Source organism: Colwellia echini (genome assembly GCF_002843355.2).
GTDB lineage: Bacteria > Pseudomonadota > Gammaproteobacteria > Enterobacterales > Alteromonadaceae > Colwellia > Colwellia echini.
In genome coordinates this window covers 55,512-81,533 of record NZ_PJAI02000008.1, presented here as the reverse complement: position 1 = coordinate 81,533, position 26,022 = coordinate 55,512, and the positions used below count along the sequence as shown (strand labels likewise).

The following is a 26,022-nucleotide window of genomic DNA, read 5'->3' as shown; positions in this document are numbered from 1 at the left end:
CTAATGTTGATGAACCTTGCTCTGAAAAGCTTACGTGATCGTAAAGGCTCAATTGCATTGTCATTAATGGCAATGACGGTCAGTATTTTTATCCTATTGGGTGTTGAACATATTCGCCATCAAACCAAAGAAAGTTTCTCAAATACCGTGTCGGGGGTTGATCTAATTGTTGGCGCGCGAACAGGTAGTTTGAATTTATTACTCTATTCTGTTTTTAAGATTGGTAACCCTACCAATAATATAAGTTGGCAGTCTTATCAGACTATTGCCGATAACCCGAAAGTAAAATGGGCGGTACCGTTATCTATTGGTGATTCTCATAAAGGTTTTAGGGTGCTCGGTACTACGGTTGATTATTTCCAGCATTTTAGTTACGGCAAAAAACAACGTTTACATTTTGCCAAAGGTGCTGCGTTTAATAACGTATTTGATGTGGTTTTGGGCGCTCAGGTTGCGAAAAAGTTGGGTTATAAATTGGGTGATACGTTAGTACTGAGTCACGGTGTGGCAAAAAACAGCTTCAGTTTACACAAAGATAATCCGTTTACTGTGGTGGGTATTTTATCGCCAACCGGAACACCAGTAGATAATAGTTTACATGTTAGCTTGCAAGGTATTGAAGCCATTCACCTTGATGGCAATTCTTCACACCTAGGTCATCAGCATAAACCTCACTTGCACCAGCATTCTGCAGATAAAGATCATCATCACGATGAATCTATTCATGTCGATGAAAAAGTACATCAAGATGCCGTATTTGCGAAGTTGCAGCCCCAAAGTATTACCGCGATTATGGTTGGCTTAAAGTCTAAAATAACAACCTTTCAGTTACAGCGGCAGATTAATAACTTTACTGGTGAGGCTATGCTAGCAATACTGCCAGGTATTGCTTTGTCTGAGCTTTGGCAAATGATGTCTATTTTAGAGAATACCTTACTTTTAGTGTCGGCATTAGTGTTTGTGTCTGCGTGTTTAGGCGTGAGTGCTATGTTGTTATCGTCAATTAGAGAGCGTACCCGAGAAATTCAATTACTTCGGGTGATTGGTGCTTCGCCCATGTTTTTGTTTTTATTGGTTGAGTTGGAAGCGCTGTTAATTGCTGTGATAAGTATTATATTCGGGGCAGGTTTATTGAGCTTAAGTTTGTTCTTCGCACAAAGTTACTTAGTGTCTTATCTGGGGCTACATATCAGTATTAATATATTCTCTACAAGTAGCTTATATTTACTTGGAATTATTATTACCGCATCATTACTGGTTGCGATGATCCCCTCGATAATGTGTTATAGGCAGTCCGCATCGAATAAAATTTTTCTTTAATCAACTTGGTAAAATAACAATCCCATTAAATATGTAATCATTTATACGTTGGGAAAATAAAAATGGCTAATCTAATTACTTAGGTTAGCCATTTTATCTATTGTTAATGTGCTGTACTTTTATTAAAAGATTAACGAATCAAAAATTTAATCGTGGGTTACTTCTAAAGCATAAAAAGTTGCTTGAGCATATTCATCAGGTCTATTACTTGATGATGAATAGGCACTTACATCTTCTGCTAACTTATCAGCCATATAAATACCGGCTTTAAAATACATATAATCATCAGCCACATCAAAACCACTTCCATTCATACTAATAGTTTTAGTAATGGTCGGTTTACCAGTGCGTAAAATACTAACGCTTAGAATATTTCCTTTAACGTTAATTTCATAACTAAACTTCTCATCAAGTGCAATACCGTCAGAAGGATTGCTTGAACCTGAACGAGTACCGATCATTTCAACCCATATTTCATCGATAGCATCGTTAGCTGGTTCGTGAGCAAAATAAATTGATCCTTTATCGTTACCTGGAAGTTTTTGATAATAAAGTCGAATAGGCTCGTCATCGCCAGCATGAATTTGACCAATGACAACACGACCTACACGATAGTCGCTGGTTTTGTTTTTACCGTCTTCTACATAATTTTCAACAATACTTGTGACATGATTAACAGCGAGTGTTGCTTTCATGGTGCCATCAACGCCACCGGCATTGTTTTGTGCATCAATAGGCGCAGAGCTAAATACCCAGTTATTGCCATTTACACCTTGAGTATCAATAGATGTGTTGCCAGCGCGGATCATTTCACGTAATTCAACACGTGTATAGGTTGTATTTGTTGATGTTTTATAGCCAGTTATAGGACAATTAAATACCATGCCACCATCTGCAGCAGTATAGAAAAACTCTTTGTTTTCATCTTCGTAACCAGCATTTAACGCTTGTTCATAAATACTATCTGACTTACCATCATTATTGGTATCTGTCGGAACACTTAGGTACCAGTACGATAAGTCAAAATTATCTGATGGAGCCTTTGTGTTATCGAGCGAGTCATAAGTCAAAACAGCTGATGGCGTTTCTGCCGGTGTTGGAAATTCATCACCCGGTGAGGTACCATCTGTAACATCTTCTGGTTTATCAGCTTCAACAGGAGAATCTAGTTCACATTTATGTGCGGTTACTTCAATAATGCTGTTCCAGTTTGATCCGCCTTCAGAGTTGCCATTACCAATAATTTTGAAATACTGTGCATTGACACTTTCTGGTAAATTAACCACTTCAAAACTAGTGTCAGAGCCACTTGAGCTTTGTGCCGTTAATGCAGAGTCCCACACGCTATTATCTGTTGATGTTTGAATATCAAAATAGCTATTACGGCTATCGCCTTTTAACCACTTTATTTGTAATGCAGATAAGTCTTTAGCTTCACCTAAATCGAAAACTATCTCTTTACCAATACCAGCAGATGCCCAACGAGATTCATCAGCGGTATTATTATCAATAGTATTTTCAGGGCCTTCACTTGCGTCGGTGCCAGCCTTATTATGACTTCCGTCATCAGTTGCTGAAGCAATAGTGTATTGCTCATCTATACATTGCGTAGTACCTGAGTCATCTGTATCAGTGCCGCTGTTGTCGGAGCCGCCTGTATCAGTACCGCTGTTGTCGGAGCCGCCTGTATCAGTACCACTGTTGTCAGAGCCGCCAGTGCTATCATCATTATTATCGGTATTACCATCACCCTCATCATTGGTATTACCATCATCAACAATCACGGTATCATTATCTTCTAGGTCATTTACTATTTCTTTTATAGAATCTTCGCTACAAGCGGCTAGAAAAGCCACTAATGAAAAAGCTACTAAATTTTTTATTATCATTATATTTACTCTACTAATTACTGCGTTATACCTAGATATTACCTGAGTATGAAAGCAATTAATATGAAAATAAAACGGATGATTACATTTTAATTACATAATTAAATACCTAATTTAGCTTGTCTATTTGTTTACGAAGTTCTTCGTTTTTATCGAGAGAATTTTATAATTATTAATAACAACAGCTTAGATATAAGGTTATTATGAAGTTACATTTTATTCTATTACCTAGTTTATTAAAATAATTGGTAATATGGGTTGTTGTTATTTGGTAATGTGATTCAACTTGGCTTAGCGCTATTGGTTGTATCATCAAATAATAAGTTTCGAAATAAGCAATAAGCGTTAAAGTAAGTTAATCATTAGCGTTAAGAAAGTAGAGTTCAAAAAATATTTTTCTATTAATTTTAAATTATTATTGTCGTAAATCTGTTGCTAACTAGCGCCAATACTCGCTTATGTTTTTTTGTTATTTTAAAGTGTAAATAATCTGTAAAAAAAGTTTAATAATTTGCTGGTAATCATCCCTATTTCTGATAATCTCTTACCTCGTTATTTTCCGTAGTTGGTTTTTCGTACAACTAAAAAATAACCGTGATAATAAAATTATCCACAAACAATAAAAATAAAAACATTGTGTATTTTAAAGCTAGAAAGTCCCGCTTTTTTCAATGAAAACATATCCTTGTATTTTAATCGCCAGCTTTGCATTGCGCAATTGACTGGCTATTTTTCGTACTTGATCACAAGGTTATCCACAGACTGCACCATTAAAGTGAATAATAAAACGCACTGATAAAGTGGAGCCAATCTTCGCTTTGTGGCATGCTTAGTTATCTTTAGCTTATTTAGTCACTCCGCGTACTTTTATGACAACTCTTGAAACTACTCTCGATACCCTTAGTAACGTCTCATCTCCCTTAATATTGGTTGATGGTTCATCTTATTTATTTCGTGCTTATCACGTCCCTTATTTACAAGCACTTTCAACCGCTGATGGCCAACCAACAGGTGCCATTACCGGTGTGTTAAATATGTTTCGGAGTTTGAAAAAAGACTACCCTAACGGCAATATTATCGCTATTTTTGATGCCAAGGGAAAAACCTTCCGCAATGATATGTATCCAGAATATAAGGCTAATCGTCCGCCAATGCCTGATGATTTACGTAGCCAAATTGCACCAATACACGACATTATTACGGCAATGGGTTTACCTTTATTAGTGATCCCTGATGTTGAGGCTGATGACGTTATTGGTACGTTAGCAAAGCAAGCGGATGAGTTAGGCATTGAAACGGTAATTTCAACAGGCGATAAAGATATGGCGCAACTAGTTACGCCGCATGTTACGTTAATTAATACCATGACAGACGTGGCCATGGATGTTGCCGGCGTTAGTGAAAAATTTGGCGTTCGCCCTGATCAAATTATAGATTACCTTGCCTTAATGGGCGATAAAGTGGATAACATTCCAGGTGTTGTTAAGTGTGGCCCTAAAACCGCGGTTAAATGGTTAGCAGAATACGAAACGCTTGAAGGTGTTATTGCTAATGCTGACAAAGTGAAAGGTAAAATTGGTGAGAACCTACGTGATGCGCTAGAGCAATTACCTTTATCTTATCAATTAGCAACCATTAAGTGTGATGTTGAATTAGAGCAAACAGCAGGCGAATTAGCCGCTGGTGAGCCTGATGTGGCGGCATTAACAGAGCTATACACTAAATATGAATTAAAACGCTTACTTGCCGATCTTGGTAATGGCGATAAAGCTAGCGCTGCTACTGACAGTAAAGCTAAATCAGGCGCTGCTAAATCAGCCACAGTAAGCACAGAGAGCGCAGCAGAAGTAACAGCTGTTGAAGTAGCGCAAAGTCAATACGATATTATTTTTGATAAAGCATTATTCAATGAATGGTTAGTAAAACTGCAAGGCAGTGGTACTTTTGCTTTTGATACCGAAACCACCAGTGTTGATTACATGAAAGCCGAGTTAGTCGGCGTATCATTCGCTATTGAGGCAGGTAAAGCTGCTTATGTACCATTAACTCATGATTATGAGGGTGCACCAGAGCAACTTGATAAAGACTGGGTTCTGGCACAATTAAAGCCTTTATTAGAAAGTAAAATCATTAAAAAAATTGGTCAAAATCTTAAGTATGACGCTAACGTATTAAGCCATTACGATATTGAATTACAGGGTATTGATTTTGATACCATGATCGAGTCATATTGCTATAACAGTGTTGCTACGCGTCATAATATGGACGCTCTAGCACTTAAGTATCTTGATTATAAAACGGTGCATTTTGAAGATGTTGCAGGCAAAGGTGCTAAACAATTAACCTTTAATCAAATTGATATTGAAAAAGCTGGTCACTACGCCGCCGAAGATGCAGACATCACTTTACGTTTACATCAGGCTATTTTCCCTGCGTTAGCGCAAACGCCTTCAATACTTAGTGTATTTACTGATATTGAAATGCCGTTGTTAGCAGTGCTAGCGAAAATGGAGCAAACCGGCGTATTAATTGACAGTGATGTTTTAGCGGATCAAAGCTTTAGTTTAGGGCAGCGTTTAGATGAGCTAGAAATTGAAGCCCATAACTTAGCTGGAAAAAGCTTTAATTTAGGTTCACCAAAGCAATTACAAGAGATTTTATTTGAAGAATTAAAAATCCCGGTCATCAAAAAAACACCAAAAGGCGCACCTTCTACAGCAGAAGAAGTGCTGCAAGAGTTAGCTCTTGATTATCCTTTACCTAAAGTTATTTTAGAAAACCGTGGCTTAAGTAAACTTAAATCCACTTACACAGATAAATTGCCGTTAATGGTAAGCGAAAAAACAGGTCGTTTGCATACATCGTATCATCAAGCAGTTACTGCAACGGGGCGTTTATCTTCAACCGATCCAAACCTACAAAACATTCCAATTCGTAGTGAGCAAGGTCGTAAAATTCGCCAAGCGTTTATTGCCCCTAAAGATCACAAGATTGTCGCCATCGATTACTCGCAAATTGAATTACGTATTATGGCGCATTTATCAAACGACAAAGGCTTAGTTAACGCTTTTAGTGAAGGTAAAGATATTCATAAGGCTACCGCAGCAGAAATTTTTGCGGTTGATCTTGATGAAGTAACAACCGATCAACGTCGAAGCGCTAAAGCGATTAACTTTGGTTTAATTTACGGTATGTCTGCGTTTGGTTTAGCTAAACAGCTAAATATTGGTCGTCAGCAGGCGCAAGAATATCAAGACAAATACTTTCAACGCTACCCAGGTGTATTAACTTACATGGAAGACACTCGTCAACAAGCGAGTGAGCAAGGTTATGTTGAAACCATTTTTGGTCGTCGTTTATATTTACCTGACATTAATGCTAAGAATGGTATGCGTAAAAAGGCGGCAGAGCGAGCAGCAATCAATGCGCCAATGCAAGGAACGGCTGCTGATATCATTAAAAAAGCTATGCTATCAGTTCATGAATGGATTGAAGCACAAAATGATGTTCGCATAAAAATGACCATGCAAGTGCACGATGAATTGATTTTTGAAATTCACCAAGACATTGTTGAAGAAACTACGCAAAAGTTAGTAACCTTAATGAATAACGCTGTTGAGCTGAGTGTGCCATTAATTGCCGAGTTTGGTATTGGTGATAACTGGGATGAAGCGCACTAACTACAAACAATTTATCATCTAGTGATTAGTCAAAAATAACTGATTAACTATAGAAAACAAAAGGCAGTAACTCATTTATATATACTGAGTTACTGCCTTTTTTGTTGCTACATTCACTATGACTTGGGTTTATAACATTTCATATAAAGAAGTTATCACTTAGACGGTATGTGCGACATTATAAACTAGCCAAGAACTCCTCATGACTAGGTAATTTATCGACTGTGTTATTAATGATCATTTTTAAATGAGTCGTTAAGTCGCGTAGTTGCTCATCTGTTAAGTTATCCGCCAGCGGGTGGTGATCTTCAGGCGTGATCCCTTGACCCACCATAACTTGTTGCCACGCGACTTCAGCAAACAAATCATCATATTCTCTAAATACCTTACCTGTTTTCTTAAACAAGGCTATTTTTTCACGTAAAGTGTCAGGAATATCCATGCGTTGGCAAGTTCGCCAAAACTCGCTGTCGTTACGTTCATTTAATTTGTAATGCAAAATAATAAAATCACGAATTTTTTCGATTTCGATACGTGACTGTCGATTAAATTCAGTCACTTCTTCGTCATTAATGCCGTTATGTGGAAAATTTTTCACTAAACGAATGGCGGCGGTTTGAATAAGATGAATACTGGTGGACTCTAACGGCTCTAAAAAGCCGCTAGATAAACCAATACTTATAACATTTTTATGCCATTGTTTTAGGCGACGCCCTGTTCTAAACGGAATTGCCCTTGGCTCAGCTAATGGTTTACCGTCTAAGTTTGCTAATAATGTTTCTTTAGCCTGTTCGTCGGTCATATGCTTGCTGGAATAGACAATACCATTGCCGATACGATGTTGTAGCGGAATGCGCCATTGCCAGCCAGCATCATGCGCTGTTGAACGAGTATAAGGTGTGATTTTATCGACAGACTCACAAGGGACTGCCATAGCGCGATCACATGGTAACCAATGCGACCAATCTTCAAAGCCGGTATTTAGTGTTTTTTCAATTAATAAAGCATGTAAACCGGTACAATCGATAAATAAGTCACCGGTAATTTTTTGTTGATCTTCAAGGGTGACGCTGTCAATGCTGCCATCATCTTGATTGACATTAACTTTGTTGATGGTACCTTCAATGCGAGTGACGCCTTTGGCTTCACTAAAGCGGCGTAAAAGCTGTGCATATAAACTGGCATCAAAGTGATAAGCGTAAGCAAGGCCTGGTAAAGTGGTGCCTTCAATATGTGGTAATTTAGCAAACTTGCCTTTTTTAGCTGCCTGATAATTTAACGAGTAATCCCATAAGCTAGAATCATCACCATTTTGTAAGCTTTTTACCCAATAATGCGAAAAGTCACAAAACGGAAAGCTTTTTCCAATAGAGCCAAAAGCGTGCATATAGCTGTCGCCTTTTTGCTTCCAATTCTCAAATTCTATGCCGAGTTTAATTGTCGCTTTGGTTTCTTTAATAAAAGTATTTTCATCAATACCCAAGGCATTATTAAAGTTTATGATTGGCGGTATGGTGGCTTCGCCAACGCCGATAATGCCAATTTTATCAGACTCAATTAAGGTAATATTAATGGCTTTACCAATAATTTTTGCCAGCAATGACGCGGTGATCCAACCGGCTGTGCCACCACCGACAATGACAACATTCTTGATATGTTTGTTATGCATTAACTTTCCTCGGTTTTTTATTTGTTAATTTATGTGAGTTAGTTCATGTGCGTTTGTTCATTTTTCAGTATAGATAAAAAAGCCCTCGCAATGGTTTATTACAAGGGCTTTAAATCTTCAATTACTTTAACTTAAGCTTAGCTTACATTCTGTAAGTAAAGCCAAGTAAATATGATTTACCATAGTCTTGGTAGTCACGAACTTGCAAACTGTTATCGCCACTGGTTGACACAAATGGTTCATTAGTTAAGTTAGCACCACTAAACGATACCGACAAACCATCTAAAGAGGTGAAACCGGCATCACCAAAGTCATAGGCAATTTGTGCATCCCAAATGGTTTCGCCTTGGATATCTACTTGTACGGTGTCAAAACCTAAGCCGTAAACATCGCCTTTAAAGTCTTCACGTGAACGCATGTTTGCACGTATTTGTAGACCATCACGCTCATAATAAAACGTTACGCTAGCAATGCTTTCAGATAAGCCAGGAAGGTCAAATTCATTACCATTTTGGTCTGTAATATTTTGACTAATACTGGTGTAACTCGAGTTTACACCAAAACCTTCTAAGCTTTCATGGAACACTTTAAGTGGTAGGGCAAGTGTTAATTCATAACCCCACATGTCACCGCTACCGCCATTTACTTTACCTGTAGCAGTACCGGTACTTGTTGCTGGTAATTCTCCAGTTGCAGGATCATTAATACCAGTCATATCAATTTCATAAGCACCATCAAAAATCCACTGGGTTATATCTTTATAAAATACAGCCGTTGAGAAGTAACCTTCATCACTGAAGTAGTTTTCATAAGTTAAATCGTAACCAGTCGCTTCTTTTGGTTCAAGTTCTGGGTTACCACCTGAAACGGCCCAAAAATTACCATTGTCATCTGGGGTATCATTGTATTCAGCGGCAATCGATGCATTCATTTCATCCATACGAGCACGAGAAATAGTTTGTGCTGCGCCGAAACGAACCATTTGGTTTTCAGCCACTTGTAATGACAAGTTCAAGCTTGGTAAAAAGTTTGAATAATCATGAGCAACATTGGTTGGTATACCAACAACTAACCCGTCATCATTAACAGTATATGCTGAACCTTGTGATGATTGATCTGTATATATGTAACGACCACCAATATTACCCGTTAAAGCAAGGCCAAATAATTCAGTATCAATATTCGCTTGTAAATAAGCAGAAGTGATACTTTCTGATACCAACCAAGATTTATTTTCATGCTTAGGATCAGTTAAACTTTCTTTGGTTAAATTATAGTAACCATCGTCAATTAAACCTTTAGTGTTATAGGCGATTGCATTGCCCATACCAATAAAGTCTAAATTCACTGTGCCTTCACGATACTGCTCTGGCACGATGAGTGTGTTTGGATAAACATCCAAGGTCATGTAGTAACCTTCAGATTTTTTTGTTTTATCGCGGTTACGATAAGACAAACCATAACCAATACTATCAATAAAGCCATTATCAAGTGACGTAGTTGCTGCAAGTCTTAAGGTATATAACTCGTCATCAATTGTTGGTGTGTTGATGAAACCATCTTGTCCATCACTTGGCACACTATTACCATTACCCCAACTTAATGGACCACCTAATTGAATTAAGTCGTAATCTGCGTAGTTTATTTCATGGGTAAATTTTGCACCAGAGTTACCACTTTCTAAGTTATAAGTTAAATTATCAGCCAAGCCTTGATCGTCGCCACGGCCAGTACCTGAGTAACTTTCAACCGAATAAATATCGCGATCTACTTGTGAGTAACTCACATCAAATTCTAAGGTGGTGTTAATCGTCATTTCATATTCAGCATTAAAACCATATGCCTGCATGATTGCATCACGATCTTCAAAATCGTTACGTACTAAAAGGCGTTGTCCGTCAGTGCCGCCGCTAGTAATAAACCCTGTTTCAGGGTCTACTGTATCGGCAGATAAAGTACCTTGCCCCCATGCAAATGGAATTTCAATACCACGTAAACGTTTATGATCTTTATAATTTACATATAAGGCATCAAACGTCATTAATAATTCATCAGTTGGTGCTGATTCAATAACCAACATGGTTGAATCACGATCTAACGTTGAAGAACGCACGAATGGTTTTGCGCCACCTAGCATTGAGAAGTTTTCACCATCAACTTCAAAATCAGGGTAGCCCCAAGATTCCCAACGTTTTTCTTGGTTTGGTGAACTCATAGTGTTGTAAGCAATAGCTACACCTAAAGTATCATCTAAAAATTTATCTAAATAAGAGAAAGTGCCACGAAATCCTGAGTCATCGCCATCGGGATTTAATTTATCAAAGCTGGTTTTTTCGTATTGGGCATTGAACTGAATAATGCGTTCGTCTTGGGCTAAAGGCTTGATAGTTTCTAAGTTAATAACACCGGCAATGCCTTCTGCTTCAATTGAGGCGTTAGGTGTTTTATAAACAGTAACCGCTGACATTACTTCAGACGGGTATAAATCAAATTCAACACCACGGTTATCGCTGATAGAAACTTGTTCACGACCGTTAAATGTTGTACCACTTTCGTTTTCACTGAAACCACGAACACTTACACGACTTGAACGACCGTCTAAACGTTGTGAAGTTAAACCAGGTAAACGAGCAATAGTTTCTGCAATTGATGAATCAGGTAATTTACCTATGTCTTCTGCGGTTATAGCTTCTACAACGCTTGATGAAAAGCGTTTAGTATTGATTGATTCAACGATACTGCCACGAAGGCCTTTAACCTGAATTACTTCAACGTCAGCTTTTTCTGCTTGATATGATGCCGCATCAGCTTTTTGTTCTTCGGTTTCTTCTGCAAAAGTAGGCGTACTTAATGCGATTAGGCCACTTGAAAGTAGTGCTAGCGTTAATTTATTTTGTTTGAATTTTAACATTATATGTTCTCCCCAAATCATCCATGTCAGCTATTTTTTCAGTGATCCGCACTGATAATTTTTGTTTGTTTTATGTTAGTAATTATTTGTAACCATTCATGTTGAATGGATAACTTAATATAAAGCGCTAATCTTGCTAATAATAGACGATGCATACGTATTCAAAATATCGATGCGACGAGTATTACTGCTAAAAACCAAAACTAAAAATAGCTATGAACGTTAGGTAAAATAATTTTAGGTTAGCATTTTAATTAACAAAAAATTAAGCGTTAGTTTGTAAATAACCTCCTAAGTGTAGAAGTTAAAACTATATTAAACAATGTGTTAGTATTTTATTTTGAGCTGTGGGTAGTGGTAAGATGAATATGTATTAGGTAGTGGATGTTTAATTATTTCTATAATTACTTTTAATTAAGGAAGGAGACTTTTGTGTGTAAAAATTATACTTTTGAATACGTATGCATAATTGCTTGTTGACTGTGATGTAGAGCAGATATTGAATTTATTGCATTAATTCGATGCTTTAAAATGTTATTTTTTATCACTTTAAGATTTAAGGAATGGAACGAAAAACCTGAATTTAAGTTCATCTAAGCCACTAGAGTATAATTTTCAGTTAATCTATCGCTGAAATATTTGTGCAATAAAAGTACTATAAAACCGCAATCAAATCGAAATAAATAGTTCAAATAAGCATGCTACTTTTGCTATAAATTAGTGAATTGGACATGTTAATGGAAGAAACAAATAGCATAGCAATTACCATAGAAATCGCACAAATTATCGCAATTTTTGGGTTAATAATATATCTGCTTAATAAAATTCGCATTCGTTTAGCATTATCAAAAGCTAAACACCCATCACTTAGAGGCCACAGTAAATGGTCTCGTCGGTTAGCTAAACAAGTTAAATTTTTTGAATACAAAGAAGACAGCTACTTTGCGGTAGATGGCGCACCAATCAATATAGCAACACAACGTAAACAAGCATTTCATCAGTTAAAAGATCGAATGGCGGCGCAATCTCCCAAAACAATTGAGTTTTCATACGGCCTGCAGCAAAGCGTGTCTGATTTACAATTCACTAGTAATTATCGGGTGCCCTTCCCATTTAGAAATCAGTTACCTCAACCTTTTACCTTAAGTAATATTGTTAAAGAAACGCAAGGCACGAAAATTAAAGACTTAGACGGTAACTGGCGTTATGACCTTTCAGGCTCATATGGAGTGAATGTTTTTGGCTATGATTTTTATAAAAGCTGCATTTCAGCAGGTAGTAAACGTGTTGCTGAATTAGGACCTGTATTAGGGCCATATCATCCAATTATTGCTGAAAATGTTGATTTTATTAAGCGTATATCAGGTCTTGAAGAAGTGTCGTTTCACATGTCGGGTACTGAAGCAGTAATGCAGGCAGTTAGGCTTGCTCGATATAACACCGGAAAAAAATATTTAGTTCGCTTCTGTGGTGCTTATCATGGCTGGTGGGACGGAGTGCAGCCTGGTGTTGGTAATCAACGAGACGTAAATGACGTTTACACCTTAAACGACCAAAGCGAGCAAACCCTGCATGTTTTATCTACACGCAATGACATCGCTTGCGTATTAATTAATCCGCTACAAGCTTTTCATCCTAATGCTGATTCAGCTTCGGATGTTGGCTTAATTGGTAGTTTACGCGCCACCAATTTTAACAAAGCCGCTTATAGCGATTGGTTAAAACGTATTCGAGAAATTTGTACACAAAGAAACATAGTACTTATTTTTGACGAAGTGTTTACCGGGTTTCGCTTGGGTTATCGCGGCGCACAACAGTATTTTGATGTACAAGCAGACATGGTGACTTACGGTAAAACTATTGGTGGAGGTTTGCCCATAGGCGTTGTTGCTAGTAGCCATGCGTTAATGAAACGCTATAAAGATAAACAACCCGCGCATGTGTCATTAGCGCGTGGCACGTTTAATTCACATCCTTATGTGATGGCAGCAATGAATGAATTTTTAACTCGCATTCAACAGCCTGACATTCAACAACAATATAAAAATATTGAATCGGTATGGGATAAACGTGTTGCTAAGTTTAACCAATGTTTGCAACAAGCCGATTTACCTTTAAAAATAACCAATATGCAAAGTATTTTGTCGGTTATTTATACCAAACCTAGCCGTTATAACTGGATGTTTCAGTTTTATTTACGTGCTAACCAATTAGAGCTGAGCTGGATTGGTAGCGGCAGAATGATTATGAGCTTCGATTTTACCGACGCAGACTTTGACCAAGTTATTGAACAATTTATCACTGCGGCGCAACAAATGGCAGCAGACGGTTGGTGGTGGCAATCAAGCACTTTAACCAATAAAAGCATAAAACAGCAGTTTGTATACGACATGGTATCGGCATATTCACCGTTGCTGGCTAAGTTTTTTCCTAGCCCGTTAATGTTAAAAACAACTAAGGCAGTTAAAACGCTTAAGTCAGTTAACACGGTAAAAAGTAGCTAAACAATATAATTAATGAACAGCACACTAACCAAACATTCAAGCTAAGCACTCTAACTGAGAGTGAAAAAGGGAAGTTAATGAATAATTCAAAGACATCTATACCAGCTGAACAATTTAGTACGCCAATAACTTGCGACTTTCGCTTATCATTAAAAAATGAATTTGAAAAATTCTTAACTGAACAAAAATCTAAGTATTCGCCAGAAAATTGCTTAACCCTTGATTTACATTGCCATGATCATAACAGCGATATACCTGACGAATTATGGGGGCGTATTTTACGCTTGCCTGAAACATGGTTGAAAACCAAAAAGCTAGCTAAATTACTAAAGAAAAATAACTGCGATGTATTTACGGTAACCAATCATAACAATGCTCGTTCATGTTGGGATTTAATTGCCAAGGGCGAAGATGTATTAGTTGCTGCAGAATTTACTTGCTACTTCCCCGAATATGATTTGTTTATACACGTATTAACCTATGGTTTTAATAAAGAGCAAGAAACTATATTAAATGAGTTACGTAGTGATGTTTATAGTTTTTTAAAATACGCCGCTAAAAATGACATTCCAGTAATACTTCCGCATCCGCTTTATTTTTATACTCGAAATGAAAAAATAGATATTGGCTTATTCGAAAAATTTGCCGTTATTTTTTCACGCTTTGAAGTATTAAATGGGCAACGTGATTTATGGCAAAGTGTATTAACTTTGAATTGGGCACAAAGCCTAACGAGTGAAAAAATTATTGCTTATGCCGCTAAACATGACTTGAATCCTTATGATTTTGCTGTTGATCCCTACCAAGATAAAATATTAACCGGTGGCTCTGACGATCATACCGGTATTTTTGCTGGTCAATGTGGTTCAAAGTTATATGTTGAAAACCTACAACAACGTTTGAAAACACAAAGCGCGTCATCACTCGCCCTTGAAGCTATTAAAAAAGGTAATGTTGCAGTATTTGGCCAAGTGGCTGAAAACGAGAAATTAAATATCGCATTGCTTGATTATTTCTCACAGGTTGCCACTAAAATAGAAGACCCAGGTTTTTTCCGTATTATGTTACACCGCGGCTCTCCGTTAGATAAAGTAGGCTGTTTTGCGGTAAGTAATATTTTGCTTGAAATGCAAAAAAATAAATATGCGATGAAGTTCTTTGGATTTATCCATGATGCGATGCAAGGTAAAAAACCGAGTAAATTAATTAAATGGAATGTACCTAAAAAGTTTCGTTTTTGTATTGAATATTTAGAACAAATAGCCGAAAGCAAAAAACATTCGCCAGAAGCTTTTGCCACAACCGTTAATTCATCAATAAATGGTTTGTTCACTCGTTTGAACGAACATATAGCAGACAGTATTGAAGGTGTGCTTGCCAATAACAAAGGGCCAAAACTAGAAAGCTTCACCACAGAAGAAATAACTCGTAAATTTGAAATTCCTAGCCAACTTACAGCCCTATTTTTAGGGAGCAGCAAGGGGCAAGACAACCTCAGTAATATCAATATTGAAAAATTGTTAGATAAAGTCTCTTTCCCTTTTTTAATTACTACGCTATTAGCTGCAGCATCTTTAGCTTCAACTCGTGTTTTGTATCAAAACCGAGTATTGCTTAACGATTTTTCCAAGCAAATAGGTAAAAATAGCCACCCCAAACGCGCTTTGTATTTAACTGACACTTTGCGTGATAAAAACGGTGTATCTAATTCACTTTCAGGAAAATTAGCGGAAGCACAAAGAGCTAATTTACCCATCGACTTTCTGGTGTGTGATAACCATATAATGCCTGAACCGCATTTATATGTGGTTAAACCCATCACTACCTTTATGGTGAAAAAGTTTGGCGAACAAGAAATTCGTATTCCTGATTTGATGGCCATTGCGCAAATATTCTACCAAGGAGGTTACGACCGTATTATTTGCTCTACCGAAGGGCCTATGGCGTTAGTGTCGTTGTTTTTACAACAAATGTTTAACGTACCTAACTACTTTTTTATGCACACCGATTGGATTGATTTTATTAAGCATGGTACAGAATTAAATCAATATGAACGTGATCGGGTACGCCGTTTAATGCGCGCCTTGTATAACCGCTTTGACGGTATATTTGTGTTAAATAGCGAGCATCAGCAATGGCTTAGTAGTCACGAAATGCAACTTGATGAAGATAAAATATTTTTAACCGCGCATCACACGCAAGCAAGAAACCAACGCATAGTTAAACGCAATAAAAGCGACATAGTGCTAGGCGCAAATCAAGATACGCCAATTTTATTTATTGCTTGTCGAATCAGCAAAGAAAAAGGTTTGTTTGACCTACCTGTGATAATCGCCAAAGCCAAAGAAAAAATACCTAACCTTAAATTAGTGATAGCTGGCTCAGGGCCTGCGACTGATGAGTTGAAAATAGCCCTTAGTGAAGTAATGCCAGACGCTACATTTTTAGGTTGGCAAAGCAAAGAGCAAATGGCTGCGCTGTATTTAAGCTTAGATTTATTTATTTTTCCGTCAAAATTCGACACTTTTGGTAATGTGATTTTAGAATCATTTGTACACGGTATGCCAACCTTGGCATATAACTGTAAAGGGCCGAAAGATATAATCGAGCATGGTAAAAATGGCTTTTTATGTGAAACAAAGGCTGATATGGCCGCTGCTGTTGTTGAGTTTTTCCAATCCGAAAACTTGCAAAAAACAATGCGCGACAATGCGTTTATTCGTGCAGGAGAATACCAAGCAGAGCCCATTATGAGTGCCTTTATGGCTAATGTTGGCTTAGATATCCCAGAGGGTTATAACTTAGCTACAGACAAAGCAAACAACAGTGTTGGTAACTCGACAAATGCAACATCGGAGCTACACTTTGCGCCGCCTATAGCCAGTTTGATTGCAGACATAAAAGATCAACAATCTATAGAAATAGAGCCGATAAAGCAAAGGACGGTTGCTTAATATGGATATAGCTAATAACGATAAAAGTAGCACCGCAACTAGTCCTGAAAATAGCTCTATTAATAGCAATATAAGTAGCGAGATAAGTAGCTCTATAAATAGTTATGAAATAAAAAATCAGCAGCAAGAAACATCAAAGCTAACTAAATCAGAGCAGTTAAATTTTTTACTCACTAACCGCATTCCGCGCCGATATTTAACTTTATTTATGGGCTGGTTCAGCAAAATTGAACAGCCATTGGTAACTAAACTGTCGATTATGTTGTGGAAAGTTTTTGCTGAAGATTTAAAACTTGAAGACGCTAAAAAATCGTCGTTCAGCAGTTTGAATGACTGTTTCACCCGTGAATTAAAACCAGGTTTACGTCCGGTTGATAACGATATAGATATAGTGACCAGCCCATGTGATGCCATTGTTGGTGAGTGCGGTGAAATAGACGGGAAAACGGTATTTCAAGCTAAAGGCTTTCCTTATGAAATAAGTGAATTAATTCCTGACTTTCATCTTAATAACAAATACAAAAACGGTAAGTTTATCACTCTACGTTTGAAATCGAGTATGTATCATCGTTTTCATGCGCCAATTGAATGCGAAGTGAAAAGCGTCACTTATATTTCAGGTGATACATGGAATGTAAACCCGATCACCTTAAAGCGCATTGAACGATTATTTTGCCGGAATGAACGTGCAGTAATTGAACTTAAAACGCCACATAAAAGCCATAGCATTACACTGGTGCCTGTTGCTGCTGTGCTAGTTGCTTGTATGAAATTTAACTTTCTCAAAGATGCGTTAAACCTTAAATATAAAGGCCCCAATAAATTGGAATGTAACGCATCATTTAACAAAGGAGATGAGATGGGATATTTCGAACATGGCTCTACTATTATTTTGTTCGCCACTGCTAATTATGAGCTGTGTGAAGGCATTACTAGTGGAACTAGAGTAAACATGGGGCAAGCGTTATTAATGGGGCATGATGAGAAAATGACAGAGGTTAATTGAACTGATAGCGAAAAAGAACTAAGTGAATAGCGAATTAAGCAACTAAATAGTAACTAAACAATTTTATTATTACTCAAAGGATGATTTATGACATTTTTAGAAGAATTACAAAAACAACGCTGGGATGATCACCGCTTTTATCATCATAATCGCATCAATCAATTTCTACACTTGTTAAGCGCTTGCTGTTTTGTAGCAAGTTATATTCTTATTTTTTACTCTCCAGCTGCGGCAGCGCTTGTTGGTTGGTTGTTATCAATGACCTTACGTCAAACAGGGCATTTCTTTTTTGAGCCAAAAACCTATGACAAAGTCAATGAAGCAACGCATGACTATAAAGAAAGTATAAAAGTAGGGTACAACCTACAGCGCAAAGTGGTGTTGTTATCTATTTGGGCTGCTGCGCCTGTGGTTTTATACTTTAGTCCTAATCTGTTTGGTTTACTTGATGTAAGCGGCGTAACGTTTGAGCAATATCTAAATCACGTTGCACTATCATGGTTGTTTATTGGTTTTGGCGCCATTATTTTTCGTACGCTGCACTTGTTCAAATTAATGGGTGTGCAATCAGGCTGTGTATGGTTTTGCAAAATTGTTACCGACCCATTTCATGACATTAAAATTTATTACAAATCACCATACTATCTTCTTAAAGGTGAAATGTATGATGAAATGACTGATTGGTATGAGGAAACACCAAAAGAAACAGTTAAAGCGGCTTAATATGCATTACCACGCGGAGCGTGGGAACGAAGGTGATTAAGAGCTAGGCTCTAGGTAAAAAACTAGGGGCTAGCCCCTAAAGCCTAGGGTATAGTCTCTAAACCTTAAGCGTTTGAATAGCGTTCTTTATTACCTAGCCAACGATGGATCAATGCTTGTGCGTAATCAGGGTACTGGCGTGATAATAAATAGGCTTTTTGTTTTATTTCAGGAATTAAATAACCATCTCGTAATAAATCGGCAATTTTCAAGTCAGCTAAACCCGTTTGTTTAGTACCGAGTAATTCTCCTGGGCCGCGTATTTCTAAATCTTTTTCGGCGATAACAAAACCATCATTACTTTCACGCAAAACAGCTAAACGTTTGGTCGCGGTTTTTGATAACGGTGCTTTGTATAGCAATACACAGAAAGAAGCAACCGAGCCACGACCAACACGACCACGTAATTGATGCAGCTGCGCTAAGCCTAATCGCTCAGGATTTTCAATTACCATTAAACTAGAGTTAGGCACGTCTACGCCTACTTCAATTACCGTAGTAGCAACAAGTAAATGTAAATCACCTTTTTTGAAAGTGTCCATCACTTGTTGTTTTTCCGCGGCTTTCATTCGCCCATGGACTAAGCCAATTTTCAGCTCGGGTAGTTGTTCTTGTAATAATAACGCAGTGTCTTCAGCGGCTTGGCATTGTAAAACCTCAGACTCTTCAATCAGTGTACACACCCAATAAGCTTGTCTGCCATCTTCAACACAGCCTTTACGAATACGTTCAACTACGTCATCGCGGCGTAAATCAGGCAATGCAACAGTGTTGATTGGTGTTCTACCGGGTGGTAGTTCATCAATAATAGACGAGTCTAAATCGGCATAAGCTGTCATCGACAAGGTGCGCGGAATTGGCGTTGCAGTCATAATTAATTGATGCGGATATTTGTTCTCGAATACGCCTTTTTCACGTAGTGTTAAACGCTGATGCACACCAAATTTGTGTTGTTCATCAATAATCACTAACACCATATTTTTAAAAATCACATCAGCTTGAAACAACGCATGGGTGCCAATAACCATTTGCATTTCACCGCTGGCAATTTGCTCTAAGGCGATGCGTTTGGCTTTTACTTTTGTTTTGCCTGCGAGCCAACCTACATTAATATCAAGGTCGGTAAACCAGTTAGCAAAGTTAATGGCGTGTTGTTCAGCGAGTATTTCAGTCGGCGCCATTAGCGCGACTTGATAACCCTCACTTATTGCAGTTAACGCAGCAAGTGCTGCCACTAAGGTTTTACCTGAGCCAACATCACCTTGTACTAAGCGCATCATGGGCTGAGTTTTAGCGAGATCGACTTTTATTTCACCGACCACACGGCTTTGCGCATTGGTTGGTGTAAAGGGTAAAGACTTGAGAAATTTTTGCGTAACTTTATCATCACCAACTAACGACAATGCTTCATGTACATCACTACTTTGTCTGAGCTTAAGCATGCTTAAGTTATGGGCGAGTAACTCTTCTTTGATCAGTCGTTGTTGCGCAGGGTGGCGACCTTGTTCTAATTGTTCGATAGAAACATTAGGTGGCGGACGGTGAATGATTTTTAACGCTTCACTTAACGAGTATTGTTCATCAAAAATATCGCTTGGCAGTAACTCTTCTACTTGGCCGCGTTCAAGGCGTATTAGCGCTTGCTCGGTTAAGCTGCGTAGTGATATTTGTCTTAAACCGTCGGTGCTTGGATAAACAGGGGTTAAGGTTTCTTCGGCTTGAGTTAACTCTCTATCATCATCAAGAGATTTATATTCAGGATGGACTATTTGAAAGCTACGAGGGCCGCGTTTAACTTCACCATAACAGCGTATGGTTTTACCAATAGAAAGGCTATTTTTTTGATTAGCAGTAAAGCTGAAAAAACACAGTTGGATGCTGCCTGTGCCGTCATGCAAAGTAACCACTAACATACGGCGTTTGCCTTGTGTTATTTGGCTATCGGTTATCTCACCTATAATATTAGTTGATAAACCAACTGATAATTCGCGCACGGTACTAACGCGCGTTTTGTCTTCATAACGAAGAGGAAGGTGAAAGAGAATATCTTGCACAGATAGCAAGCCAATTTTAGCGAGTTTCTCAGCTAAACTTGGCCCAACACCTTTAAAGGAACTTAACGGAACTTGTGATAATTTACTTAGCGCTTCCAATGCCATAAATAACTCTTATTATTTAAAAATCATCAAGATAGTAACGTTCAGATTAGTTAATCGTCAATCTGTTGCCAAGCTTTTTTGTTCATTTGCATTTTTTGCCACCAATCATCACTAGCAACAATTTGACCGTCTTCATCAATTTCAGGGTAAGGCAAACCTTTGCGCTGACAAGCTTCAGCAAAAATAGGGTGACCACCTTCAAATAAAGTACGCTGACGACGCTCATGACTTAAACGTGGCGTATTATACATACCAGCAGCAACACGCTGGCGCTGGGCTTCGTAAAGAACAACAGAACAAGCAACAGACACATTTAATGACTGCACCATGCCAACCATAGGAATAACAATGTCTTGATCGGCAAGTTCTAACGCAAGTTTAGAAGCGCCGAATTTTTCTTGTCCTAAAATAATTGCAGTTGGTTTGGTGTAGTCAATCTCTCTAAAATCAACCGCAGTATCAGATAAGTTAGTTACTAAAACCTGCATGCCTTGTGCCTTTAATGCGGCAATAGCGTCAGCGGTTTTACTATAGTTATGCACATCAATCCAGTTTTGGCTACCAGCGGCACTACCACCACGCACCTCGGCTTCTTCACTTTTCCAAACGGCGTGTACATCGCTAATACCGATGGCGTCACAAGTACGTACTACCGCAGCTAAGTTATGGGATTTGTGTAAACCTTCCATACAAACCGTTAAGTCTGGCTGGCGAGTGTCTAACATGGTGTTAATACGAGCTAATCTTTCTGGAGTCATTTTTGAATAATCTTTAAAATAATTTTGAGCTATTATGTGATTCTACTGATCATTTAAACTTAAGTACTTTAACCAAGTTTGGTCAGTTAAATAGGCAAAATGAATGCTATTTAGGCAAAGCCGTCAAGCTGTGAGTTCATGGAGCTTATGTCTATAAGTGACTTGAACGAACAGCGCCGACTAAATAACATTCATGAAGCATATTTTTAGTCAACGCTAGGAACTTCCATAACCCCGTCAATCTCTATTTCAACGTCTTTAGGTAATTTAGACACCTGAATCGCTGCTCTTGCAGGGTAAGGCTGTACAAAGTAGCGGCTCATTATTTCGTTAACTGTGGCAAAGTTACCTAAGTCAGTTAAGAAAATGTTTACTTTTACCATGTCGTTAATGCCGCCACCCGCTGCTTCACAAACGGCAACTAGGTTTTTAAATACTTGCTCGGCTTGCTCAGCAAAACCACCGGCAATAACTTCCATAGTTTCTGGCACTAAAGGAATTTGACCCGATAAGTAAACCGTGTTGTTAACTTTAACCGCTTGGCTATAAGGGCCGATTGCGCTTGGTGCTTTGTCTGTACTGATAATGCTTTTCATAATACTTCCAATAATATAATTTATAATAATACCCATTGAAATAATGGGTCATCATTTAAGTAGCCTAATATCAAACCGTATAATTGGTTTTGATAACAAATAACAACAGCCAATAAACACGAGTTGTGTGTACCGGCTGGAATATTATCTGAGGCGATTGTCACTTACTGTTATGTTCAGTGACATTTTGTAGTGATTTAGTAATCTATTAGTAATTTAGTAGTCATCAACTAGTGAATTACTGATTACTTATTTCGGATGACGCGCTGTACATCAACCAATACTTTAATTTTACGAATGATGTCAGCTAAGTGAATACGGTCAAGACAGGTTATTTCCATATCGATAACATATAAGCCCGCATCTTTTTCACCCGAGTTTAAGCTGTGTACATTTGAGCCGCATTTTGCCACAACATTGGTAAGTAATGCTAACGCACCTTGATGGTTAACAATTTCTATACGTAATTTAGCAATAAATTCTTTGTCGATATCGCTATCCCATTTTACTGGGAATAAGCTACGTTGCTCATGACCTTTAATATTACGGCAACCTTGTTGATGTACCATTAAGCCTTTACCAGGACTGAGGTAAGCTAAAATGGCATCACCAGGAATAGGGCGACAACATTTACCGTAACTAACCAACATTCCCTCGGTACCTTTAATTGGCATTTTGGCTTTTTGGCCAGTCGATGTAATTTGGTTATCTTCTGTAAAACCATCGGTTAATTGCCTTGCAACGCCAATACTTAATGCATTACCTAACCCAATATTAGTGAGTAATTCATCAAAATTTTTGTAGCCACTTTGCTTAACTACAGCATCTATTTTTTCTTGGGCTAAGTCTTTTAACTTGGTTTTACCTAGAGCGTGAGATAATAAACGTATGCCTAACGCATGTGAATCATCTTTTTCACTACTTCTTAAATAGGTTCTGATTTGTAAGCGGGCTTTAGCGGTTACTACAAAGTTTAACCAAGTGGCATTAGGACGTGCCGACTTAGAGGTGATAACTTCGATAGTTTGCCCAGACTTTATTGGTTGACTCATAGGGTAAGGTTTACGGTCTACCTTAACGCCAACGCATGAATTACCTACATCAGTATGTACGGCATAAGCAAAATCTATCGCGGTTGCCCCCATAGGTAACTCGATAATACGACCATCTGGGGTAAATACATAAATCTCTTCAGGAAATAAATCAGATTTAACGTTTTCTATAAATTCAAACGAACTACCAGCACTTTGCTGTAATTCTAATAAACTCTGCATCCAACGACGGGCTTTCATTTGCGCGGTGGTACCAGTGTTTTCACCATCTTGTTTATATAACCAATGTGCAGCAACACCTTTGTCTGCCATTTGATCCATATCTTCGTTACGAATTTGAATTTCTACCGGAATACCGTGCGGACCAATTAATGACGTATGCAATGACTGATAACCGTTGGTTTTAGGAATGGCAATATAATCTTTAAAGCGAGTATCTATTGGTTTATATAAATTATGCATAACACCCAATGCGCGATAACAACAGTCTACTTTATCTTCAACTATGATACGAAAAGCATAAATGTCCATTACTTCATTGAACATTAGTTCTTTGTTGAGCATTTTTTTATAAATAGAATAAAGATGTTTTTCACGGCCTTTAACCTGAGCGAGAATGCCACTTTCAGCAAGGCGTGAGGTGATTTCTTTTTGAATATTATCGATAATTGCTTTGCGGTTACCGCGAGCACTTTTTACTGCAGACTTTAAAGCGCGCGAACGCATAGGGTAAAGTGCCTGAAAACCTAACAGCTCTAATTCATTTTTTATATCATGAATACCTAAACGGTTAGCTATTGGCGCGTAAATTTCTAAAGTTTCTCGGGCTATGCGGCGTCGTTTGTCTGGACGTAGTGAGCCTAATGTACGCATGTTATGTGTACGATCGGCAAGTTTAATCAAGATAACGCGAATGTCTTGCACCATGGCAAGTACCATTTTACGGAAGTTTTCCGCTTGCATTTCTTCTTTATTATCAAACTCTAACTTGTCTAGTTTACTCACCCCTTCAACGAGCTCTGCTACGGTATGACCGAACAGTTCAGCGAGTTCATCTTTGGTTACTGGAGTGTCTTCAATCACATCATGTAATAACGCAGCCATCAATGTTTCATGATCTAAGCGCATTTGAGCTAAATTAATAGCCACAGCCACAGGGTGAGTGATATAAGGATCGCCACTTGAGCGCATTTGGCCGTCATGGGCATCACGCGCAACAATATAAGCCTGTTTTAACAGATCAATTTGTACTTTTGATAGGTAAGTAGCGCTAAGTTCTTTTAAAGGTTCAAATAGGTACACCTAATACTCCAAATTGAGGGGAAAGAGGATCATTCTAAAAGCTATTATAGATACAATACGCGGCATCACGCGTTATTTACAAGAAATAATAAAGCTAACTAATGAAAAATAAAATAAGCCAAAGAGGAAATAAAAAACGCGTAACCACTTTCTGTCAATGAAGCAGAGTTAGGTACGCGTTTTTTAAAGGCTTAAGCTAATTTTCTATTTAATTTTGGAAAATTAGTTTTAGCTTAATTCTTCTTGATCTTGTTGACCACCAACAATCGCAGCAACAGCATCTAATTCAGCAGTATCTTGCTGGATTTGTTGTTTACGATCAGAGACGTTCATAATATCTGTAGTAATTAAACCTGCTTCAATTTCACGCAAGGCAAGTACCGTTGGTTTGTCGTTTTCGACTTCAACCAATGGATCTTTTCCGCCCGTTGCAATTTGACGAGCACGACGTGATGCAACTAGCACCAAATCAAAACGATTACCGACTTTTTCTACGGCATCTTCAACAGTTACGCGAGCCATTTGGTCACTCCAACTAAAAATAATATAATAATTTACAAAATAGCTGCGTAGTTTACTGCTCACTCACTAATTAAGCAAGTGATCACTAATGCAACAGTTGGGTTTTATGCTTTTTTATGGTCATTTTCGAGTAATTTACTGAATAATGCTTGTTGGGCAATACTTTGTTGGCGGCATTTTAGACGTTGATTATTGACTATGGTAGTAAGATCGAGCAAAGCTTGATCAAAATCATCGTTGACAATGATGTAATCAAACTCCTTGTAATGAGAACATTCCGCTTGCGCTTGTTCCATACGGCTAGCTATTACTTCTTCGCTGTCTTGGCCGCGGCCTCGTAAACGATTTTCTAGCTCTTCTTTAGACGGCGGACTAATAAAAATAGTAGTTACACTCGGTTTTTTCATGCGAACTTGTTGTGCGCCTTGCCAATCTATATCAAGGAAAACATCAATACCCTGCGCAAGTTGTGCATCTATTGCGGCTTCTGATGTGCCGTAATAATTACCAAATACTTCAGCGTATTCATAAAAAGCATTATTAGCTATTTGTGCTTTAAACGCTTCAACACTAACAAAGTGATAATGTTCGCCATTATTTTCGCCCGGACGTGGATCACGTGTGGTATGAGAAACTGAAACTTGCATAGGTCTTGCTGATGCTAAGCTTTCTGGCTTTAGTAATGCCTTGATAAGGCTTGATTTTCCAGCACCGCTTGGCGCAGAAAGAATAAATAAATTACCGGGAACAATCACAGCGTTTTCCTTGAATACTTTTGAATATGGTTGAGATATATAAAATTAGCTGTATTTTACGCTATTTACATAAAAAAATCTCAGACAGTTTATATCTTGCTGTTTTATTCCTATAACACTTGAAGCGTATTTATTATTTTAAATGGAGATGTTACAACCGCCTTATTTTCCTATTTTAGTTAC

At 37.9% G+C, this 26,022-nt stretch carries 15 protein-coding genes; 6 read left to right on the top strand and 9 right to left on the bottom strand.

What is annotated here, in order from left to right; genetic code table 11:
- Nucleotides 1-3 precede the first annotated feature (3 nt).
- Nucleotides 4-1,320 carry an ABC transporter permease gene (locus tag CWS31_RS08845; RefSeq protein WP_101344858.1) on the top strand — a complete coding sequence of 439 codons (1,317 nt, stop codon included), beginning with the start codon at nucleotides 4-6 and terminating at the stop codon, nucleotides 1,318-1,320.
- Between the two features lie 146 nt (nucleotides 1,321-1,466).
- Here the strand turns inward: CWS31_RS08845 and CWS31_RS08840 are convergent, their stop codons facing one another.
- Nucleotides 1,467-3,209: a polysaccharide lyase family 7 protein gene (locus tag CWS31_RS08840; RefSeq protein WP_101344857.1), complete on the bottom strand. Its 1,743-nt coding sequence runs from the start codon at nucleotides 3,207-3,209 to the stop codon at nucleotides 1,467-1,469.
- Nucleotides 3,210-4,078: 869 nt separating this feature from the next.
- Between CWS31_RS08840 and polA the strand changes: the two genes are divergently transcribed.
- Nucleotides 4,079-6,889, top strand: a complete 2,811-nt coding sequence (polA, locus tag CWS31_RS08835) for a DNA polymerase I (protein ID WP_101344856.1) — start codon at nucleotides 4,079-4,081, stop codon at nucleotides 6,887-6,889.
- A 178-nt stretch (nucleotides 6,890-7,067) separates the two neighbouring features.
- Here polA and CWS31_RS08830 read toward each other — a convergent pair whose 3' ends face one another.
- Together CWS31_RS08830 and CWS31_RS08825 are read right to left on the bottom strand one after the other, a co-directional pair.
- Nucleotides 7,068-8,558 (bottom strand): tryptophan halogenase family protein, encoded by a 1,491-nt coding sequence (locus tag CWS31_RS08830; protein ID WP_101344855.1) that lies wholly within the window; start codon nucleotides 8,556-8,558, stop codon nucleotides 7,068-7,070.
- 142 nt (nucleotides 8,559-8,700) lie between these two features.
- Nucleotides 8,701-11,469, bottom strand: coding sequence for a TonB-dependent receptor (locus CWS31_RS08825; protein ID WP_101344854.1), 2,769 nt, complete (start codon nucleotides 11,467-11,469; stop codon nucleotides 8,701-8,703).
- 737 nt (nucleotides 11,470-12,206) lie between these two features.
- Here CWS31_RS08825 and CWS31_RS08820 point away from each other — a divergent pair.
- The 4 genes from CWS31_RS08820 (at nucleotide 12,207) to CWS31_RS08805 (ending at nucleotide 18,656) form a co-directional block, all read left to right on the top strand.
- Nucleotides 12,207-13,973 carry an aminotransferase class III-fold pyridoxal phosphate-dependent enzyme gene (locus tag CWS31_RS08820; protein WP_101344853.1) on the top strand — a complete coding sequence of 589 codons (1,767 nt, stop codon included), beginning with the start codon at nucleotides 12,207-12,209 and terminating at the stop codon, nucleotides 13,971-13,973.
- Between the two features lie 77 nt (nucleotides 13,974-14,050).
- Nucleotides 14,051-16,927: a glycosyltransferase gene (locus tag CWS31_RS08815; protein WP_101344852.1), complete on the top strand. Its 2,877-nt coding sequence runs from the start codon at nucleotides 14,051-14,053 to the stop codon at nucleotides 16,925-16,927.
- A 1-nt stretch (nucleotide 16,928) separates the two neighbouring features.
- A complete protein-coding gene (gene asd, locus CWS31_RS08810) occupies nucleotides 16,929-17,933 on the top strand; it encodes an archaetidylserine decarboxylase (protein ID WP_101344851.1) in 1,005 nt (334 codons plus the stop codon).
- An 87-nt stretch (nucleotides 17,934-18,020) separates the two neighbouring features.
- Nucleotides 18,021-18,656, top strand: coding sequence for a hypothetical protein (locus tag CWS31_RS08805; protein ID WP_101344850.1), 636 nt, complete (start codon nucleotides 18,021-18,023; stop codon nucleotides 18,654-18,656).
- 104 nt (nucleotides 18,657-18,760) lie between these two features.
- Here CWS31_RS08805 and recG read toward each other — a convergent pair whose 3' ends face one another.
- The 6 genes from recG to gmk all read right to left on the bottom strand — a co-directional run bounded on the left by recG (nucleotide 18,761) and on the right by gmk (nucleotide 25,839).
- Nucleotides 18,761-20,854, bottom strand: a complete 2,094-nt coding sequence (recG, locus tag CWS31_RS08800; RefSeq protein WP_101344849.1) for an ATP-dependent DNA helicase RecG — start codon at nucleotides 20,852-20,854, stop codon at nucleotides 18,761-18,763.
- 50 nt (nucleotides 20,855-20,904) lie between these two features.
- Nucleotides 20,905-21,612 carry a tRNA (guanosine(18)-2'-O)-methyltransferase TrmH gene (gene trmH, locus CWS31_RS08795; protein ID WP_101344848.1) on the bottom strand — a complete coding sequence of 236 codons (708 nt, stop codon included), beginning with the start codon at nucleotides 21,610-21,612 and terminating at the stop codon, nucleotides 20,905-20,907.
- Nucleotides 21,613-21,818: 206 nt separating this feature from the next.
- Entirely contained in the window at nucleotides 21,819-22,211 is a 393-nt protein-coding gene (locus CWS31_RS08790) for a RidA family protein (RefSeq protein WP_211355814.1), read from the bottom strand.
- A gap of 242 nt (nucleotides 22,212-22,453) precedes the next feature.
- On the bottom strand, nucleotides 22,454-24,562 hold the full coding sequence (gene spoT, locus CWS31_RS08785; protein ID WP_101344847.1) for a bifunctional GTP diphosphokinase/guanosine-3',5'-bis pyrophosphate 3'-pyrophosphohydrolase: 2,109 nt from the start codon (nucleotides 24,560-24,562) through the stop codon (nucleotides 22,454-22,456).
- 228 nt (nucleotides 24,563-24,790) lie between these two features.
- A complete protein-coding gene (rpoZ, locus tag CWS31_RS08780; protein WP_101344846.1) occupies nucleotides 24,791-25,084 on the bottom strand; it encodes a DNA-directed RNA polymerase subunit omega in 294 nt (97 codons plus the stop codon).
- A 104-nt stretch (nucleotides 25,085-25,188) separates the two neighbouring features.
- Nucleotides 25,189-25,839, bottom strand: a complete 651-nt coding sequence (gmk, locus tag CWS31_RS08775) for a guanylate kinase (RefSeq protein ID WP_101344845.1) — start codon at nucleotides 25,837-25,839, stop codon at nucleotides 25,189-25,191.
- Between the last annotated feature and the right edge of the window lie 183 nt (nucleotides 25,840-26,022).

What these genes read in the sequence shown, in the direction of transcription:
- CWS31_RS08845 (WP_101344858.1), top strand. Translation starts at nt 4, where the DNA reads ATGTTGATGAACCTTGCTCTGAAAAGCTTACGTGATCGTAAAGGCTCA.
- CWS31_RS08840 (WP_101344857.1), bottom strand. Translation starts at nt 3,209, where the DNA reads ATGATAATAAAAAATTTAGTAGCTTTTTCATTAGTGGCTTTTCTAGCC.
- polA (WP_101344856.1), top strand. Translation starts at nt 4,079, where the DNA reads ATGACAACTCTTGAAACTACTCTCGATACCCTTAGTAACGTCTCATCT.
- CWS31_RS08830 (WP_101344855.1), bottom strand. Translation starts at nt 8,558, where the DNA reads ATGCATAACAAACATATCAAGAATGTTGTCATTGTCGGTGGTGGCACA.
- CWS31_RS08825 (WP_101344854.1), bottom strand. Translation starts at nt 11,469, where the DNA reads ATGTTAAAATTCAAACAAAATAAATTAACGCTAGCACTACTTTCAAGT.
- CWS31_RS08820 (WP_101344853.1), top strand. Translation starts at nt 12,207, where the DNA reads ATGGAAGAAACAAATAGCATAGCAATTACCATAGAAATCGCACAAATT.
- CWS31_RS08815 (WP_101344852.1), top strand. Translation starts at nt 14,051, where the DNA reads ATGAATAATTCAAAGACATCTATACCAGCTGAACAATTTAGTACGCCA.
- asd (WP_101344851.1), top strand. Translation starts at nt 16,929, where the DNA reads ATGGATATAGCTAATAACGATAAAAGTAGCACCGCAACTAGTCCTGAA.
- CWS31_RS08805 (WP_101344850.1), top strand. Translation starts at nt 18,021, where the DNA reads ATGACATTTTTAGAAGAATTACAAAAACAACGCTGGGATGATCACCGC.
- recG (WP_101344849.1), bottom strand. Translation starts at nt 20,854, where the DNA reads ATGGCATTGGAAGCGCTAAGTAAATTATCACAAGTTCCGTTAAGTTCC.
- trmH (WP_101344848.1), bottom strand. Translation starts at nt 21,612, where the DNA reads ATGACTCCAGAAAGATTAGCTCGTATTAACACCATGTTAGACACTCGC.
- rpoZ (WP_101344846.1), bottom strand. Translation starts at nt 25,084, where the DNA reads ATGGCTCGCGTAACTGTTGAAGATGCCGTAGAAAAAGTCGGTAATCGT.